Genomic DNA, 15,368 nt, shown 5'->3' with positions numbered 1-15,368 from the left:
CAATTCATATTTATGCACCCCGCGACGGGGGGCGGCGATATGACTTACAGCGTCAAAGAGATCTTCTACACGCTCCAGGGCGAAGGCCTGCGCGCGGGCCGGCCGGCGGTATTCTGCCGCTTCGCCGGCTGTAACCTGTGGACCGGCCGCGAGGCCGACCGCCCGGATGCGGTCTGCCAATTCTGCGATACCGATTTCGTCGGCACCGACGGCACGCTCGGCGGCAAGTTCTCCACGGCCGGCCTGCTGGCGGCGCGCATCGCCGCCCAGTGGCCGGCCGGCGCCGGGCACCGCTACGTCGTCCTGACCGGCGGCGAACCGCTGCTGCAGGTCGACGCCGCGCTGATCGACGCGCTGCATGCGCACGAGTTCGAGGTCGCCGTCGAAACCAACGGCACGGTGGCCGCGCCGCCCGGGATCGACTGGATCTGCGTCAGCCCCAAGGCCGGCGCCACCTGGGTGCAGCGCAGCGGGCACGAACTCAAGCTGGTCTACCCGCAGCCGGGCCTGCCGCCCGAAGCGGTGGACGGCTCCGGTTTCCGGCATCTGCTGCTGCAGCCGATGGACGGCCCGCAGGTGCGCGAAAATACGCGTGCCGCCATCGCCTATTGCCAGGCGCACCCGCAATGGCGCCTGTCGATGCAGACCCACAAAGTATTGAACATCCGATGACGACTTCCGCTTCTTCCGATGCCATCTACGAGCTGTCGCAGCGCTTTTTCTTCGAGGCGGCCCATACCCTGGAGCGCGAAATCGAAACCGCCGGTAGCCGGCGCATCCACGGCCATACCTACGAGGCCGAGGTCACCCTGAGCGGCGTGCCCGATCCGGCTTCGGGCATGCTGATGGACCTGGCCTTCCTGCGCCAGGAGATCGCGCGCGTGCGCGACATGCTCGACCACCACTTCCTCGACGAAGTGCCCGGCCTGCGGCCGGCCACCCTGGAAAACCTCTGCGGTTTCATCCGCCGCCAGCTGGAGCCGGGGCTGCCCCTGTTATCGGCCGTGACCGTCGAACGCCGCGCCAGCGGCGACAAATGCGTGCTGCGCTGGCGGCCCGCCAGGGCCGGCTGAAGACCACGGCTGCCAGCCGGCGGGCCGGGCGAACGCTTCCCCCAAGGCCTTGGCCCGATTGGGTTTACATTTGTTTATCATCGCTTGCCGCCGCAAGTGCCGAAAGCGTGTGCACACTCATACATAGCGAAGGATAAAATTCCGCCGTCTTCGCTGGGGCGTGCCAATGCCAGGATTCCTGAGGAGGGCCGCCCGTCCGCCGGCCAGCAGCGCAACGCCGGCCCGTGACGGGCCTGCGGTGCCGGGTATCGCGCATTTCCTTTTCTTCGGCAGCCTGTCGACGGCCGCGCTCGTCCTGATCGTGTCGGCCGTGACCCTGTGGCAGACCTACCAGTACGCCTGGGAGCGGGGCCGCCGCGCGGCCGAGAACCTGCGCCAGAGCGTGACCGGCTATATGGACCAGCACATGCGGCTGTACACGGCGGCCCTGAATTTCGCCTACGGCGCGCTGCATTCGCCGCAGACCCGCGGCCTGCCGGACGAGGCCAAACGCCTGATGCTGGAACTGGCCGCGCAGAGCAACGCCTATGTCAGCGGCGTGCTGGAACTGGACGCCAAAGGCGACGTGATCATGGCGTCGTCCTCGGTGCCCACCGGCCTCAATTTCGCGGACCGCGACTATTTCACCGTCCATCGCGACGATCCGCACGTCGGCGTCTACGTCAGCAAGCCTTTCGCCAACCGGGTCACCCCCGGCACCAGCATCGCGCTCAGCCGGCGGATTTCCCGGCCGGATGGCAGCTTCGCGGGCGTGGTCGCGATCTCCATCCGGCTGGCCTACATCGAGTCCTTTCTGTCGACCATCGACATGGGGCCGCAGGGCGCGCTGCTGCTGCTCAGCGGCGATGGCAAGATCCTGGCGCGGCAGCCGCCGCGCGACCGCCAGGGCCAGGTCGGGACCGACATTTCGCAGAGCGACGTGTTCAGGCGCATGCAGGAGATGGGCTCGGGCGCCTTCGTCGGCACGGCGGTGGTGGACGGCATTGAACGCTACTACACCTTCACGCACGTGCCGGGCCAGCCGCTGATCGTCAACGTCGCCTTCGCCACCGGCGATATGTTCGAAGCCTGGCGCGAGCGTTCGATCGTCACCGGCGGCCTGACGCTGGTGACCTGCGCGATCATCGTCGCGCTGTCGCTGCTGCTGCGCCGCGAGTTCCGCTCGCGCGCCATCATCGAGGCCGACCTGGCCCGGCTTTCGCTGACCGATCCGCTTACCGGCCTGGCCAACCGCCGCCGCTACGACGACATGCTGCGCCGCGAGTGGCGCCGCACCGCGCGCACCGGCTCGCCGCTGGCCCTGCTGCTGCTGGACGTGGACGGCTTCAAGCAGCTCAATGACCGGCATGGCCATGCGCGAGGCGACGAAGTGCTCAGGGCGCTCGGCCGGATCGTGGCTGCGGCCGCCCAGCGCGTGGGCGACCTGTGCGCCCGCTACGGCGGCGAGGAATTCGCCGTCGTGCTGCCCGACACCACCCGCGAAGGCGCGCTGGCCGTTGCAGAGCGCATCCGCGCCGCCTGCGAGAGCCTCGACGCCGGACTGCCGCCGTTCACCGTCAGCATCGGCGTCAACGCCGTCCATCCCACGTCCGAAATGTCGATGGCAGCCTTCCAGGAAGCGGCGGACAAGGCCTTGTACGAAGCCAAGGCGGCGGGGCGCAACCGGGTTGTGGTGGCAGGCGGCGCGTTCCAAGCGCCGGCCGCTTGAAGGGCCGACGCCCGGATAGCCGGGTTGCGCCGAAAATCCGACCCCCAGGTAGCCCACCAGACTGTCGGGTAGTGCGCCGGCTGGCCCGGTTTCCTTACCATTTGCTCCTGAATTTGCGCATAGCGCAATAAAAAGAGAAGCAATTTGTCCGCTTCGCACAGAGCCCTGCTTCCGGGGCCCTTGCCGGACCACACAAAGGAGACCCTTGCATGGCGCCAGCCCCCATCCCCAGAACCGGCGGCCAGATGGTGGTCGATGCCCTCAAGATCCACGGCGTCGATCATGCATTCTGCGTTCCCGGCGAGAGCTTCCTGCCGGTGCTCGATGCGTTGCACGCCGCGAGCGGGACGATTCGCACCATCGTCTGCCGCCAGGAAGGCGCCGCCGCGCACATGGCGGAGGCCTACGGCAAGCTGACCGGCAAGCCGGGCATCTGCCTGGTCACGCGCGGCCCCGGCGCCACCAACGCCAGCATCGGCGTGCACACCGCGCGCCACGATTCGACGCCGATGATCCTGCTGGTAGGCCAGGTGGGCACCGATTGCCTCGAACGCGAAGCGTGGCAGGAGATCGACGTGCGGCGCACGTTCGGCGCGCTGGCCAAATGGGCGACGCAGATCGATCACCTGGAGCGCATGCCCGAACTGCTGAGCCGCGCCTTCCACGTCGCCACCTCCGGCAGGCCGGGGCCTGTCGTCATCGCCCTGCCGGAAGACCTTCTCTACCGCCAGATCGCCGTGCCGGACGCCGGCGTGGCGGGACGGACCGCTGCACATGCGGGCGACGCCCAGATGAAGTCGCTGCGCGAACTGCTCGCGGCCGCGCGCCGCCCCGTGCTGATCCTGGGCGGGGGCGGCTGGAACGCGCAGGCCTGCGACGGCATCGCGGCGTTCGCCGAGGCCTTCGGGCTGCCGGTCGGCACCGCCTTCCGGCGGCAGGACCTGTTCGACAACACCCATGCCCAATACGCGGGCGACATCGGTTCGGGCATCAACCCCAGGCTGGCGCAGCGCCTGCGCGACGCCGATCTGGTGATCGCGGCCGGGGCGCGCCTGAGCGAAACCACGACCGCCGGCTACACGCTGTTCGACATCCCGAAGCTCAAGGCGGCGTTCGTCCACATCCATCCCGACGTGGAGGAACTCGGCAAGGTCTACCACCCCGACCTGGCGATCAATGCCGGCATGCCGGAGTTCGCACGCGCGGCGCGCGCCCTGGCGCCGGCCGCAGCCGTCTCGTGGGGGGCATGGACGGCATCCGCCCGCGACGACTACCTGGAACGCCTCGCGCCGGTACCGACGCCGGGAAGGCTGAATCTGAGCGAGGTCGTCACGCATATCCGCCGCCACGTGCCGGCCGACACGATCGTGACCAACGGCGCGGGCAACTATGCCTCGTGGGTCCATCGCTTCTATCAGTATCGCGGCTTCCGCACCCAGCTGGCGCCGACCAGCGGCGTCATGGGATATGGCACGCCGGCGGCCTGCGCCGCCGCCCTGGTCCATCCGGACAGGCGCGTGATCTGCTTCGCCGGCGACGGCTGTTTCCTGATGAACAGCCAGGAACTCGCCACCGCGAAGCAGTACGGGCTGCGCATCATTTTCATCGTGGTCAACAACGGCATGTACGGCAGCATCCGCATGCACCAGGAGATCCACTATCCCGGCCGGGTGTTCGGCACCACGCTCGAGAACCCCGATTTCCCCGCGCTCGCGTCTTCCTACGGGCTCGAGGGATTCAGGGTGGAAAGAACCGAAGACTTTCCCGCCTGCTTCGGGCGCGCCCTCGAGGCCGAGCGCGGCGCGCTGATCGAACTGCGCATCGACCCCGAGGCGATCAAGCCCCAGATGACGCTCACCGAGCTGCGCAACAAGAGCCTTGCCCGTTGAGCGGGCCATCCACAGGGTGCGCAAGGCGCGCCCGCCCACGTATTGCACTCATCAAAGGAGATTCCATGCGCAAGATGTCGTACTTCGCCGTTGCGGCGATGCTTGCCTGCGGGCTGGCCCCGGCCGCTGCGCGGGCGCAGGCCGACTGGCCCGCCAGGCCGATAACGATGGTGGTGCCGTTCACGCCCGGCGGCGTGTCCGACAACATCGCCCGCCCGGTGGCCGAGGCCATGGGGCGGGCGCTCGGGCAGACGGTGGTGGTGGAAAACCGCGGCGGCGCGGCCGGCCGGATCGGCATCGCCCACGTGGCGAAGTCGGCGCCGGACGGCTACACCATCCTGATGTCCCTGCCTTCCATATCGATACTGCCGGAGACGGACAAGGTCATGGGCCGCGAACCGATGTTCACGCTCGGCCAGTTCAGGCCGATCGCCCGCATCACCGCCGATACGGTCGTGCTGGCCGTGCGCGCCGACAGTCCGTGGAAGACCATCGGCGACTACGTGGCCGAAGCGCACAAGCGCGACATCACCTACGGCTCGCCGGGCACCTACGGCGCGCTGCACATTTTCATGGAGGCCTTCAAGTCGGCGGCGAACCTGCGCCTGCAGCACGTACCCTATGCCGGCGCGGCGCCCGCGGTCGTCGACGTGCTGGGCGGCCAGATCGAATCCATCATCGGTTCGCCCGCATCGGTCATGCAGCAGGTCAAGGCCGGACGCCTGCGCGTGCTGGCGCACTGGGGCACGGGCCGGATCGCATCGCTGCCCGACGTGCCGAGCCTGACCGAGGCCGGCTATCCGGTGTCTTTCGCCCAGTGGTCGGGCGTATTCGTGCCGGCCGCCACGCCGTCCGCCGTCGTCGACAAACTGCGCGCGGCCGCCCGCTTCGCGGCGCAGGATGCCAAGGTCAGGCAGGCCATCGAGGACGTGGGCATATCCGTGCAATACCAGGACGCCGCCGAGTTCCAGGCCTATTGGCGGGACGACACCGCGAAGCTGGCGGCGGCCGTGCAGAAGATCGGCAAGATCGACTAGGCGCGCCTGGCCGCCTGCTCACCCCGCCTCGTGCCGGATGGCCGCCGGCTCGTCGTCTTCCGGCCAGGTTTCCTCGGGGCTCGCGGCCTTCGCGCCCGCCAGCGCCCCATCGGCCAGCGTGAGCCCGCGCGTCAGTTCCAGCGCCTGCCGTTCGAACAGGCGCCGGTACTGGCCGCCGGGGATGCGGATCAGTTCGGCATGGCTGCCTTCCTCCACCAGCTTGCCCTTGTCCAGCACCAGCAGCCGGTCCAGCGCGCGCACGGTGGACAGCCGGTGCGCCACGACCAGCGTGGTGCGGCCTTCCATCAGCCGCTCCATCGCGCGCTGGATCAGCACTTCGCTTTCGCTATCGAGGCTGGAAGTGGCTTCGTCCAGGATCAGGATGGGCGCGTCGGCCAGGAAGGCGCGCGCGATCGCCACGCGCTGGCGCTCGCCGCCCGACAGCTTGACGCCGCGTTCGCCCACCAGCGTGTCATAACCGCGCGGCAGCTGCATGATGAAGTCGTGCGCGCTGGCCTGGCGCGCCGCGCGCTCGATCTGTTCGCGGGTGGCGCCGGGGCGGGCATAGGCGATGTTCTCGGCCAGCGTGCGGTGGAACAGCAGCGGCTCCTGCTGGACGATGGCGATCTGCCGGCGCAGCGAGGCCTGCCGGACGGCGGCGATGTCCTGGCCGTCGATCAGGATGCGGCCGGCGGTCACGTCGTACAGGCGCTGGATCAGCTTGACGAAGGTCGTCTTGCCGGAGCCCGAATGGCCTACCAGCCCGACCCGCTCGCCCGGGGCGATGCGCACGTTGAAGTCGTCGTACAGCGGCGTGGCATGGCCGGCGTAGCGAAAGCCCACGTGATCGAAACGGATCTCGCCGCGGTCGATGGCGATGGCCGGCGCGCCGGGGCGGTCTTCCACGCCCAGCGGCTGGCCTTCCATCGCCACCAGCTCTTCCATGTCGTTGACCGAACGCTGCAGGTTGCGGAAGTGCATGCCGATGTCGCGCAGATAGGCCTGCAGCATCGAGAACATCGTCAGCGCGTAGGTGATGTCGCCGACGCCGGCCCGGCCGTTGCGCCACAGCACCAGCACCGAGCCCAGCACCGCGGCCTGCATGGCCAGCAGCAGCGCGCTCTGCACGCCGCCGTTGGTGGTGCCGCGGCTCCAGGTGCGCCGGGTGCGCAGCTTCCATTTGCCGATCACCCGCGCCAGACGCGCCTCTTCGCGCTCTTCGGCGCCGAAGGCCTTGACCACCGCGTTGCAGGTGACGGCGTCGGCCAGCGCGCCGCCCATCCGCGTGTCCCAGCTATTGGCCAGGCGCGCCGACGGCGCCACGTAGGCCAGCGACAGCGTGACGGTAATCGCGATGTACAGCAGCGAGGCCAGCCCCACCACCAGGCCCATGACCGGCCAGTGGAAGGCCAGCAGCACCGTGGAGCCGAGCAGCATCACCAGCGACGGCAGCAGCGCGATCAAGAGCGTGTCGTTGAGCAGGTCGAGCGCCCACATGCCGCGCGTGATCTTGCGCACGGTGGAGCCGGCGAAGCTGTTGGCGTGCCAGTCGCTGGAGAAGCGCTGCACGCGGTGGAAGGCGCCGGCGCCGATCTCGCTCATCATCTTCAGCGTGAACGAGATGATGTTGCGGAACATGCTCTGGCGCAGCAGCGCGGCGCAGACGCCGAGCGAAATCAGCGTGGCCAGCGCGGTGACGGCGGTGCGCCAGGCGCCATCGTCGGCCGCGCCCGCGGCCACGGCGCCGACCAGGCGCCCGGCCATCAGCGGCACCAGAACGTCGGCGCCCGCCGACAGCAGCGCCGACAGGCCGATGAACACGATGCGCCAGGGCTGCCGGCCCCAATGCCTGAAAGTGAAGCCGAGGACGTCCCGGAAGGCCTGCCCCCGCAAATCGATTTTCCTGCGAACCATGCGGAAGATCCCCGGCCGCTAGGCCTGGACCACCTCGTATCTGTCGCGCTTCCTGCCCAGCAGGTTGACGCCTTCGATGCGGATCAGCCGCGTGTCGGCGGCGCGGCTGGGCGAGTGGACGTCGCCTTCGTTGTACAGATAGGCGACCCCCGGCGTGAGCGAATAGACCCGCTCGGCCGCCACCTTGCCGGGCCGGCCGGCGGCGGGCCGTTCGAGCACGCGCCAGTCGGTCATCTCGGTCACGCCCTCGGCCTGGCCGTAGATGGCCCAGCTGTCGGCATGGTCGTGCGGCCCGCTGTGGCGCGCGCCGCGATAGACGTGCGCCAGGATGCAGAAGCCGAGATCGGGGTCCTCGTACAGCAAATGCCGTTCCTGCGCCTGGTCGGGGCGGACGTTGTCGGCCACGAAGTCGGCATCGGAACAGGCACGTTCCACGTGGCGGCGGACCTGCTCGCGCCCCGCCGGCCCCGGTTCGGCCAGCAGGGCCGCACGGCAGTCGGCGGCGAATTGTTCCAGCGTATAGCTCATGACGGTTTCCTTGCGCCGCGGCGGGGCGCTCCGTCGATTATCACATCCCCGGCGCCCGCCCCGCGTCGCCGTCCGTTTGCGCGGCCTGCAGCACGCCGCGCAGATAGCCGATCTGGAACGCGTGGCTGGCGTGGCCGTAGTCGGTGTCGCCGGTCACGTGGGGCGCGTGGTCGGGCTGCACCAGGCCTGCGTACCCGGCCGCGCGCAGCGCCCTCATCGTCCGGATCATGTCGAGCTTGCCTTCGTCGGGAAACACTTCGTCGAATTTCTCCGGCGTGCCCTGCACGCCGCGGAAGTGCACGTAGCCGATCCGGCCCTGCCGGCCGAAATGGTCGATCGCGCGGTACACGGCCTCGGGCTCCATCATCTGCGCGAAACAGCCCAGGCAGAAGGTCATGGCCAGCGCGGGGCTGGGCACCGCGGCCAACATCCGGTCGTAGGCCTCCGCGCTGCGCACGATGCGGGCCACGCCGGCGATGGCCGGCACCTGCGGGTCGGACGGGTGGATGGTCAGCGTGACGCCGCTTTCCTCGGCCACCGGCACGATGGCGCGCAGGAAGTACAGGAAGTTGTCCCACGCGTCTTCCTCGGCCAGCGTGCCGTAGCGCGACGGCGGCACGCCCTGCACCAGCGCGCTTTCGAAGCGGGTGATCTTGGCGCCGCCGCGGCCCTCCTCGATCGACGTGCGCCACAGCGGGATCGGCGCGCCGGCGTTGTAGTGCCAGGCGCTCTGCAGGATCGGGATGCCGGCGCGGCCCATGTTGCGCACCGTCCGGCACAGGTCTTCGATCTGCTCGTCGCGGCCGGGCAAGCCGAAGAACACCTTGTCCCAGCGGCGGAAGTTCGGCAGCCCGAGCGCCGCCACCGTCATGCCGCGCGCCTCGACCCACTGCTTCAATGCGACCAGATCGTCCAGTTCGTAGTACGCGCCTTCGCGCAGCCGCGACAGCGACGACCTGCCGGTCGGGTCGTTCACGCCCATGTCGAGAAAGGCGACGGTCAACTGGTCCACGCCCAGCTGCCTCAGGTAGGCGATGTTGTCGTCGGTCAGCGACTGGTCCAGGATCAAGCGTTCCACGATCTTCATAGTGCCCTTCCTCCATGCGCCGCACCGGCGTCGTCTCCATGTGGACCGCGGCAGCGGCGGTCCGTTCGACGCGCATTCTAGTTGTTCGCCGTGCCTTTGAACAAAGGAGCGGCCTTGGCGTGCAGCAGCGCGGCCAGCCGCTCCACCACGGGCGATTGCGGGCGGTCCTTCAGATAGGTGACGCCGAAGTTGCGGTACAGCGTGGTGCCGGCCAGCGGGACTTCGCGCAGCGCATCGACGCCGGCCAGCATGCGGCGCGACACGAAGCCCAGCAGGTCGGTCTCGGCCACCACCTGCGGGATCAGCGACAGCGAATTGGTTTCGATCTGGGGCACGGGGCGGGCCAGGCCCTGGCGCTCGAATACCGCGTCCAGCCAGGTGCGGCTGGGCACGGAGGTATTGGGCAGCGCCCAGCGGTACGGCGCCAGCGCATCGAGCCGCAGGTTGCGGCGGCGGAACACCGGGTGGCCGCGGCGCGCGGCCACCACCACGGTGTCCTTGAGCAGCGTGCGGAACGCGAATTCCTGGTCCTCGCCGTCGGGCACGAAGCCGAGGATCAGGTCGAGCGTGCCTTCGCGCAGCTCGCGCCGCATCTCGTAGTTGATCGATACCCGCACCTGCAGCGCGATGTCGGGCGCCTCGGCCAGCAGCAACAGCGAGATCCGCGGCAGCAGGTATTCCGCGCCCAGCGGCCCGCAGCCCAGCCGCACCAGCCCTGCGGTGCCGCGGCCGTGCGCATCGACCTCGTTGCGCACGTCGTCGGCCATGCCCAGCAGCGAGGTGGCCCGGTTCAGCAGCGCCCGCCCGGCGGCGCTCAGCGTCTGGCCGCGGCCGTCGCGTTCGAACAGCCGCACGCCCAGCGAGGCCTCCAGGCGGTCGACGGCCTTGATCAGCGTCGGCTGGCTGCGGTGCATCAGCGCGGCGGCGCGGCGCGTGTTGCCGCTTTCGGCGATGGCGACGAAGTATTTGAGATCCCGCAATTCCACGGCGCGCGCCTCAGGTCCAGGCTTGTTCAATCGATCAATATTAGCGATCAAATATAAAAAATAATCAAGCAGACGGAATCAATGAATCGTCTTACTATCGCTTCGCACCGGACACCGGATCCGATATCGGCAGGCGGCCGGGGAGACAGGATGCCGGCCGTCCCCGGCGCCGCCGGATGCGCCGGCAGCGCAGCGGGACGGCCAGGCAACAGCCTGCGAGGAGACAGTAGTGACAAGGCAATACCGACACGTCGCCGCGCTGGCGACGGCATTCATGGTGGCGGCCGCGCCGGCGGCGCACGCCGCCTGGCCCGACGACCAGCCCATCGAGATCCTGGTGGGCTTCGCCCCCGGCGGCGCCAACGACGTCATGCCGCGCATGATGGCGCCCTTCATGGAAAAGCTGCTGGGCGGCAACGCCAAGTTCGTCGTGGTCAACCGCCCCGGCGCCTCGGGCGACATCGCCTGGAGCCAGCTGGCGCGCGCCAAGCCCGACGGCTACACCATCGCGATGATGGCCACCCCGGCCTTCCTGACCAACCAGATCCGGGGCCTGTCGTCGTACGATGCGGCCGCCATCGTGCCGGTGGCGCGCGCGATGGACGACCCCGCCGTGCTGGTGGCCGGCCCGCGCACCAAGTTCGACAGCCTGGCCGAGGCCGCGCGTTTCCTGGCCGGCAAGCCCGAGCAGCTGTCGCTGGCCACCAACGGCGTCGGCACCAACGGCGACATGGTCGCGCGTTCGCTGGCGGCCGCCGGCGTCAAGCTCAACGTGGTGCCGTTCAAGGGCGCCGGCGACATCCGCACCTCGCTCAGCGGCGGCCACATCGACCTGGCCGTGATGGGCGCCACGGAGTACCTGTCGGCCTCGCAGGGCGACAGCCGGCTGCGCGCCATCGCCCAGTTCTCGCCCGCGCGGCGCGCCTTCCTCGACAAGGTGCCGACCGCCAAGGAACAGGGCTACGACATCGCGATTTCCTCGGAGCGCGGTTTCGCCGCGCCGCGCGGCGTGCCGCCCGAGATCCTGTCCAAGCTGGAATACGCGATCCAGGCCACGCTGCGCAACCCGGACTTCCTGGCCAAGGTGCAGGACCAGGCGCCGACCATCCTGTTCCAGTCGGGCGCCGACTGGGCCAGGCGCATGCCGCAGCAGAAGGCCTTCTTCTCGAAGATCTGGGAGGCGACGCCGGACCGCTGAGCGTCGCCTTCCGCGCCGGCGGCGCCCGCGGGCGCCGCAGTGTCCGTTTCCCTCTCTCATCGATGCCGCTTCCATGTCGAATCAAGAATCCATCATCGAACAGGTCCGCTCGCTGCCCACCGGCTGGCTGGTCGACGCCATGTCGCGCCTGGGCGTTTGCGGCTGGACCGACGGCGTGCGGCCCGTTTCGCCCGTGCGCCGCAGCTTCGCCGGGCGCGCCGTGACGGTGCAGTACCTGCCCAAGCGCGGCACCGGCCCCAAGGCGCCGAACCACTACGAGGTGATGCGCAACATCGCGCAGCCCGGCGAGGTGCTGGCGATCGCCGCGGGCGGCACGCCGTGCTGGCTGCTGGGCGAGAACCAGGCCCACGTCGGGATGTACCGCGGGCTGGCCGGCATCTGCGTGGACGGCGGCATCCGCGACCACGACGAAGTGGCCGGTCTCGACGTGCCCGTATTCGCGCGCGGCGCCGGCACGCGGCCGTATTCCACCCACCTGGAACTGACGGCGGCCAACGTGCCGGTCGCCTTCGCCGGCGCGCAGCTGCGGCCGGGCGACATCATCGTCGGCGACTGCGACGGGCTGGTGGTGATTCCGCGCGAACGCGAGGCCGAGATCGTGGCCGCCGCGCAGCACGTAGGCGTGGTCGAGAAGGAGATGGAGCTGGCCATCGCCCGCCAGGCGCCGCTCGAAGAGCTGGCCGCCATTTCTCGTCGCAAGAAACAGGGCTGACGGCCCGCCACCGGATAGCGCATGAAAATCACCGGATTCCACACCCAGCTCGTCACCCTGCCGGCCGACGAACCCCTGGCCGACGGCCCCACCGTGGCCGGCGCCGGCCGCAGCTTCGTTACGCTGCGCCTGCGCACCGACGAGGGCATCGAAGGCATCGGCATCACCTATTTCGGCGCCGCCCTGGTGGCCACGCTGCGCAGCGGGCTCGAACAGCTGGCCGCGCTGGCCGTGGGGCAGGACCCGATGCGGCCCGAGGCGGTGCTGGACCTGCTGCGACAGCGCGCGCGGCCGAGCGGCCCGGCGGGCATCTTCACGCTGGCGGTGGCCGCGCTCGACCTCGCCATGTGGGACATCAAGGGCAAGGCGCTCGGCGCATCGGTGTCGCGCCTGCTGGGCGGCTTCCGCACCGAGGTGCCGGCCTACGCCAGCGGCGCGATGATGCGCGAATTCCCGCTCGAACAAGTGGTCCAGGCCGGCCCGCGCCTGCTGGAAAAAGGCTTTACCCAGATGAAGATGCAGCTCGCGCTGCACGGGCCGGCGTCGAATGCCCGCGAGCTGGAGCGCATCCGGCTGGTGCGCGAGGCCATCGGCCCCGACGTCGACCTGATGTGCGACATCAACCAGCGCTGGAACGTGCGGCAGGCGATCTCGCTGGGCCGGCGGCTGGAAGAATTCCACCTCTACTGGCTGGAAGACATCGTCGCCCACGACGACCCGCCCGGGATGGCGCGGGTGGCCGAGGCGCTCGATACGCCGCTGGCGGCCGGCGAATACCTCTACGGCATCGCGCCGATGCGGCACCTGATGCAGGCCAACGCGGTCGACATCGTGATGATCGACCTGATGCGCGCGGGCGGCATCACGGGCTGGATGAAGATCGCCGGCATGGCAGAAGCCTTCAACCTGCCGGTGGTCAGCCATCTGATCCCGGAGGTCCACGCGCACCTGGTGGCGGCCATCCCCAACGGCCTGACGGTGGAATACATGCCGTGGGCCAGTCCGCTGTTCAACGAAAAGCTGGAAATGAAGAACGGCCTGCTGCAGGTGCCCGACAGGCCTGGGCTGGGGCTGACCTTCGACGAAGGTGTGCTGGCCCGCTACGCAGCGGCATGAGGAGACACAACATGGATCGTCGCAATTTTCTTCTGTCGGCCGCGATCGGCGGCCTGGCCTCGTCCGCCGCGCGGGCGCAAGGCGAATCCTTTCCCACCCGGCCGCTGAGGCTGGTGGTGCCGTTCCCGCCCGGCGGCGCGGTCGACGTCAACGCGCGCATGCTGGCGCGGGCGGTCGAACCCATCCTGGGCCAGCCGGTGGTGGTCGACAACCGCGGCGGCGCCAACGGCATCATCGCCTACGACATGGTGGCCAAGTCGCAGCCCGACGGCTACACGCTGCTGCACACCTCGATCGGCATCGTGCTCAACCCGTCGATCTACAAGAAGCTGCCGTACGACACCGTGCGCGATTTCCTGCCCATCACCGACGCGCTGGTGGGGCAGGGCGCGGTGCTGGTCATCAATCCCAAGCTGCCGGCCAGGAACCTGCGCGAGTTCATCGAATACGCGAAGACCCATCCGTCGTCGTACGGCTCGCCGGGCGTGGGCAACAGCATGCACCTGATCGGCAACGCCTTCGACCAGAAGGCCGGCACGCACATGCAGCACGTGCCTTACAAAGGCGCCGGGCCGGCGCTCAACGGGCTGGTGGCGGGCGACATCCAGGCCATGTTCGTACCGGCCGCGGTGGCCGCGCCCTACCTGAAGAACGGCCAGCTGCGCGCGGTGGGCTATTCCACCTCGAAGCGGCTGGACATCATCCCCGACGTGCCGACCATCGACGAGGCCGGCGTGCCCGGCTTCGACATGTCGACCGGCTGGCACTCCTGGTTCGCGCCGGCCGGCACGCCCGCCCCCGTGATCGACCGCATCTACGGCGCGCTGCGCACCGCGCTGGCCCAGGACAGCGTGCGCGACTATTTCATCAAGAGCGGCTACGTGCCCACGGCCCACCCGCCGTCGGAGTTCAAGCAGATCTTCATGCACGACCTGGCCACCTGGGGCGCGGTGGCCAAGGCGGCGAACATACAGCCGGATTGAAGCGCCGGGACGTCCGATCCGGGGGGAACGCGGCTTTATATAATTTCCGCGTCGTTCCTCCTTTCGGGTCGCATCATGGCTAGGCGCATTCCACCGCTCAATCCGCTGCGCGTTTTCGAAGTCGTGGCGCGTACCCAGAACCTGACCACCGCCGCGCAGGAGCTGCATGTCACGCAGTCGGCCGTCAGCCGCCAGATCACCGTGCTGGAGTCCTACCTGGAGAAGAAGCTGTTCCGGCGCGGGCGGCGTGGCATGACGCTGACGCGGCAGGGCGCCATGTATGCCGAGCAGATCATTCCCGCGTTCGAAGAAATCGCGCGCGCCAGCGAGTCGCTGGACAAGAGCGACAGCAGCGTGCGGGTCCGCACCCCGACGACGTTCGCCGCCAAATGGCTGATCCCGCACCTGCCCGACTTCCAGCGGCAGCATCCGAAGATCCAGGTCCACGTCATCAACGCTCTGCCCGACGTCGATTTCGAATACGATCGCGATCCAGTCGACATCAGCGTCGTGCAGGGCGACGGCCGCTGGCCCAAGGCACACGCCGAGTTCGTTTTCGAAGATCGCATCGAGCCCGTGTGCTCGCCTGACTATCTGGCCCGCTACGGCGCCGATCCGGACCGCCCCGAGACGCTGCTCGGCCACCGGCTGCTGGTGTCGCGCAACCGCCGGCGCGACTGGGACGACTGGCTGGCGGCCACCGGCCTGGCGCATTGGGCCGCCGACACCGAGCGCATGACGTTCAGCATTTCGGTGCTGACTTGGCAGGCGGCGATCGAAGGGCTGGGCATCGCCATCGGGCAACTGCCGCACCTGGGGCGCGATTTCGCCAGCGGCGCGCTGCTGCGGCCGTTCGGGCGGCCGGTGGCGCGGCGTACGGCGCACTATGTGGTCAGCGCTCCGGCGAACCGGCAGACACGCGCGGCGCGCGTCTTCCACGAATGGATGGTGGACGTCATCGCGGCCGAGCTGTCGGCCGCCGCGCCGGGGGCCGTCGCGGTCACGCCGGCCGCGGATGCCGCACGTTCGGTCCTGCCGGCCGTATCGCCGGCGGCGGCTGGCTAGTGTTCTGTCCCGTAAATTCGCCGTCACAAGATATGGTTAGGATAAGGCCTT

14 protein-coding genes are annotated in these 15,368 nt (G+C 69.2%); 10 read left to right on the top strand and 4 right to left on the bottom strand.

The window, feature by feature from the left end:
- Positions 1-39: 39 nt before the first annotated feature.
- The 5 genes from queE to ABD927_RS23620 all read left to right on the top strand — a co-directional run bounded on the left by queE (position 40) and on the right by ABD927_RS23620 (position 5,707).
- The gene (gene queE / locus ABD927_RS23640) at positions 40-672 is read left to right on the top strand and encodes a 7-carboxy-7-deazaguanine synthase (protein ID WP_345252348.1); all 633 of its coding nucleotides are present in this window, start codon (positions 40-42) and stop codon (positions 670-672) included.
- Complete coding sequence (locus ABD927_RS23635; protein ID WP_345252347.1) at positions 669-1,073, top strand: 6-pyruvoyl trahydropterin synthase family protein; 405 nt, start codon at positions 669-671, stop codon at positions 1,071-1,073. Before queE ends, ABD927_RS23635 begins: the two co-directional genes overlap by 4 nt.
- A 238-nt stretch (positions 1,074-1,311) precedes the next feature.
- Positions 1,312-2,781: a sensor domain-containing diguanylate cyclase gene (locus ABD927_RS23630; RefSeq protein ID WP_345252346.1), complete on the top strand. Its 1,470-nt coding sequence runs from the start codon at positions 1,312-1,314 to the stop codon at positions 2,779-2,781.
- Between the two features lie 209 nt (positions 2,782-2,990).
- The gene (locus tag ABD927_RS23625) at positions 2,991-4,670 is read left to right on the top strand and encodes a thiamine pyrophosphate-binding protein (protein ID WP_345252345.1); all 1,680 of its coding nucleotides are present in this window, start codon (positions 2,991-2,993) and stop codon (positions 4,668-4,670) included.
- A 65-nt stretch (positions 4,671-4,735) separates the two neighbouring features.
- Positions 4,736-5,707, top strand: a complete 972-nt coding sequence (locus ABD927_RS23620; protein ID WP_345252344.1) for a Bug family tripartite tricarboxylate transporter substrate binding protein — start codon at positions 4,736-4,738, stop codon at positions 5,705-5,707.
- An 18-nt stretch (positions 5,708-5,725) separates the two neighbouring features.
- Here the strand turns inward: ABD927_RS23620 and ABD927_RS23615 are convergent, their stop codons facing one another.
- From ABD927_RS23615 to ABD927_RS23600, 4 genes are all read right to left on the bottom strand, one after another.
- Complete coding sequence (locus ABD927_RS23615; protein ID WP_345252343.1) at positions 5,726-7,621, bottom strand: ABC transporter ATP-binding protein; 1,896 nt, start codon at positions 7,619-7,621, stop codon at positions 5,726-5,728.
- Positions 7,622-7,639: 18 nt separating this feature from the next.
- Entirely contained in the window at positions 7,640-8,149 is a 510-nt protein-coding gene (locus ABD927_RS23610) for a hypothetical protein (RefSeq protein WP_345252342.1), read from the bottom strand.
- 40 nt (positions 8,150-8,189) lie between these two features.
- Positions 8,190-9,236: a mannonate dehydratase gene (locus ABD927_RS23605; protein ID WP_345252341.1), complete on the bottom strand. Its 1,047-nt coding sequence runs from the start codon at positions 9,234-9,236 to the stop codon at positions 8,190-8,192.
- A gap of 77 nt (positions 9,237-9,313) precedes the next feature.
- Complete coding sequence (locus tag ABD927_RS23600; RefSeq protein ID WP_345252340.1) at positions 9,314-10,222, bottom strand: LysR family transcriptional regulator; 909 nt, start codon at positions 10,220-10,222, stop codon at positions 9,314-9,316.
- A 229-nt stretch (positions 10,223-10,451) separates the two neighbouring features.
- On the opposite strand from ABD927_RS23600, the gene ABD927_RS23595 reads away from it, so the two are divergent.
- The 5 genes from ABD927_RS23595 to ABD927_RS23575 all read left to right on the top strand — a co-directional run bounded on the left by ABD927_RS23595 (position 10,452) and on the right by ABD927_RS23575 (position 15,317).
- Positions 10,452-11,420 carry a tripartite tricarboxylate transporter substrate binding protein gene (locus ABD927_RS23595; RefSeq protein WP_345252339.1) on the top strand — a complete coding sequence of 323 codons (969 nt, stop codon included), beginning with the start codon at positions 10,452-10,454 and terminating at the stop codon, positions 11,418-11,420.
- Between the two features lie 73 nt (positions 11,421-11,493).
- The gene (locus ABD927_RS23590; RefSeq protein WP_345252338.1) at positions 11,494-12,153 is read left to right on the top strand and encodes an RraA family protein; all 660 of its coding nucleotides are present in this window, start codon (positions 11,494-11,496) and stop codon (positions 12,151-12,153) included.
- A 21-nt stretch (positions 12,154-12,174) separates the two neighbouring features.
- Positions 12,175-13,269, top strand: a complete 1,095-nt coding sequence (locus tag ABD927_RS23585) for a mandelate racemase/muconate lactonizing enzyme family protein (RefSeq protein WP_345252337.1) — start codon at positions 12,175-12,177, stop codon at positions 13,267-13,269.
- 11 nt (positions 13,270-13,280) lie between these two features.
- Positions 13,281-14,252: a Bug family tripartite tricarboxylate transporter substrate binding protein gene (locus tag ABD927_RS23580; RefSeq protein ID WP_345252336.1), complete on the top strand. Its 972-nt coding sequence runs from the start codon at positions 13,281-13,283 to the stop codon at positions 14,250-14,252.
- A gap of 75 nt (positions 14,253-14,327) precedes the next feature.
- Positions 14,328-15,317, top strand: coding sequence for a LysR substrate-binding domain-containing protein (locus ABD927_RS23575; RefSeq protein WP_345252335.1), 990 nt, complete (start codon positions 14,328-14,330; stop codon positions 15,315-15,317).
- Positions 15,318-15,368: the final 51 nt, after the last annotated feature.

Origin of the sequence: Pigmentiphaga soli (assembly GCF_039541095.1) — a bacterium.
Classification (GTDB): domain Bacteria; phylum Pseudomonadota; class Gammaproteobacteria; order Burkholderiales; family Burkholderiaceae_B; genus Pigmentiphaga; species Pigmentiphaga soli.
The sequence above is the reverse complement of the archived record's forward strand: the minus strand, read 5'-3'. Positions and strand labels throughout refer to the sequence as shown.

Bases quoted from the DNA above. Each gene is read 5' to 3' on its own strand.
- queE (WP_345252348.1), top strand. From the start codon at position 40: ATGACTTACAGCGTCAAAGAGATCTTCTACACGCTCCAGGGCGAAGGC.
- ABD927_RS23635 (WP_345252347.1), top strand. From the start codon at position 669: ATGACGACTTCCGCTTCTTCCGATGCCATCTACGAGCTGTCGCAGCGC.
- ABD927_RS23625 (WP_345252345.1), top strand. From the start codon at position 2,991: ATGGCGCCAGCCCCCATCCCCAGAACCGGCGGCCAGATGGTGGTCGAT.
- ABD927_RS23620 (WP_345252344.1), top strand. From the start codon at position 4,736: ATGCGCAAGATGTCGTACTTCGCCGTTGCGGCGATGCTTGCCTGCGGG.
- ABD927_RS23615 (WP_345252343.1), bottom strand. From the start codon at position 7,621: ATGGTTCGCAGGAAAATCGATTTGCGGGGGCAGGCCTTCCGGGACGTC.
- ABD927_RS23610 (WP_345252342.1), bottom strand. From the start codon at position 8,149: ATGAGCTATACGCTGGAACAATTCGCCGCCGACTGCCGTGCGGCCCTG.
- ABD927_RS23605 (WP_345252341.1), bottom strand. From the start codon at position 9,236: ATGAAGATCGTGGAACGCTTGATCCTGGACCAGTCGCTGACCGACGAC.
- ABD927_RS23590 (WP_345252338.1), top strand. From the start codon at position 11,494: ATGTCGAATCAAGAATCCATCATCGAACAGGTCCGCTCGCTGCCCACC.
- ABD927_RS23585 (WP_345252337.1), top strand. From the start codon at position 12,175: ATGAAAATCACCGGATTCCACACCCAGCTCGTCACCCTGCCGGCCGAC.
- ABD927_RS23580 (WP_345252336.1), top strand. From the start codon at position 13,281: ATGGATCGTCGCAATTTTCTTCTGTCGGCCGCGATCGGCGGCCTGGCC.
- ABD927_RS23575 (WP_345252335.1), top strand. From the start codon at position 14,328: ATGGCTAGGCGCATTCCACCGCTCAATCCGCTGCGCGTTTTCGAAGTC.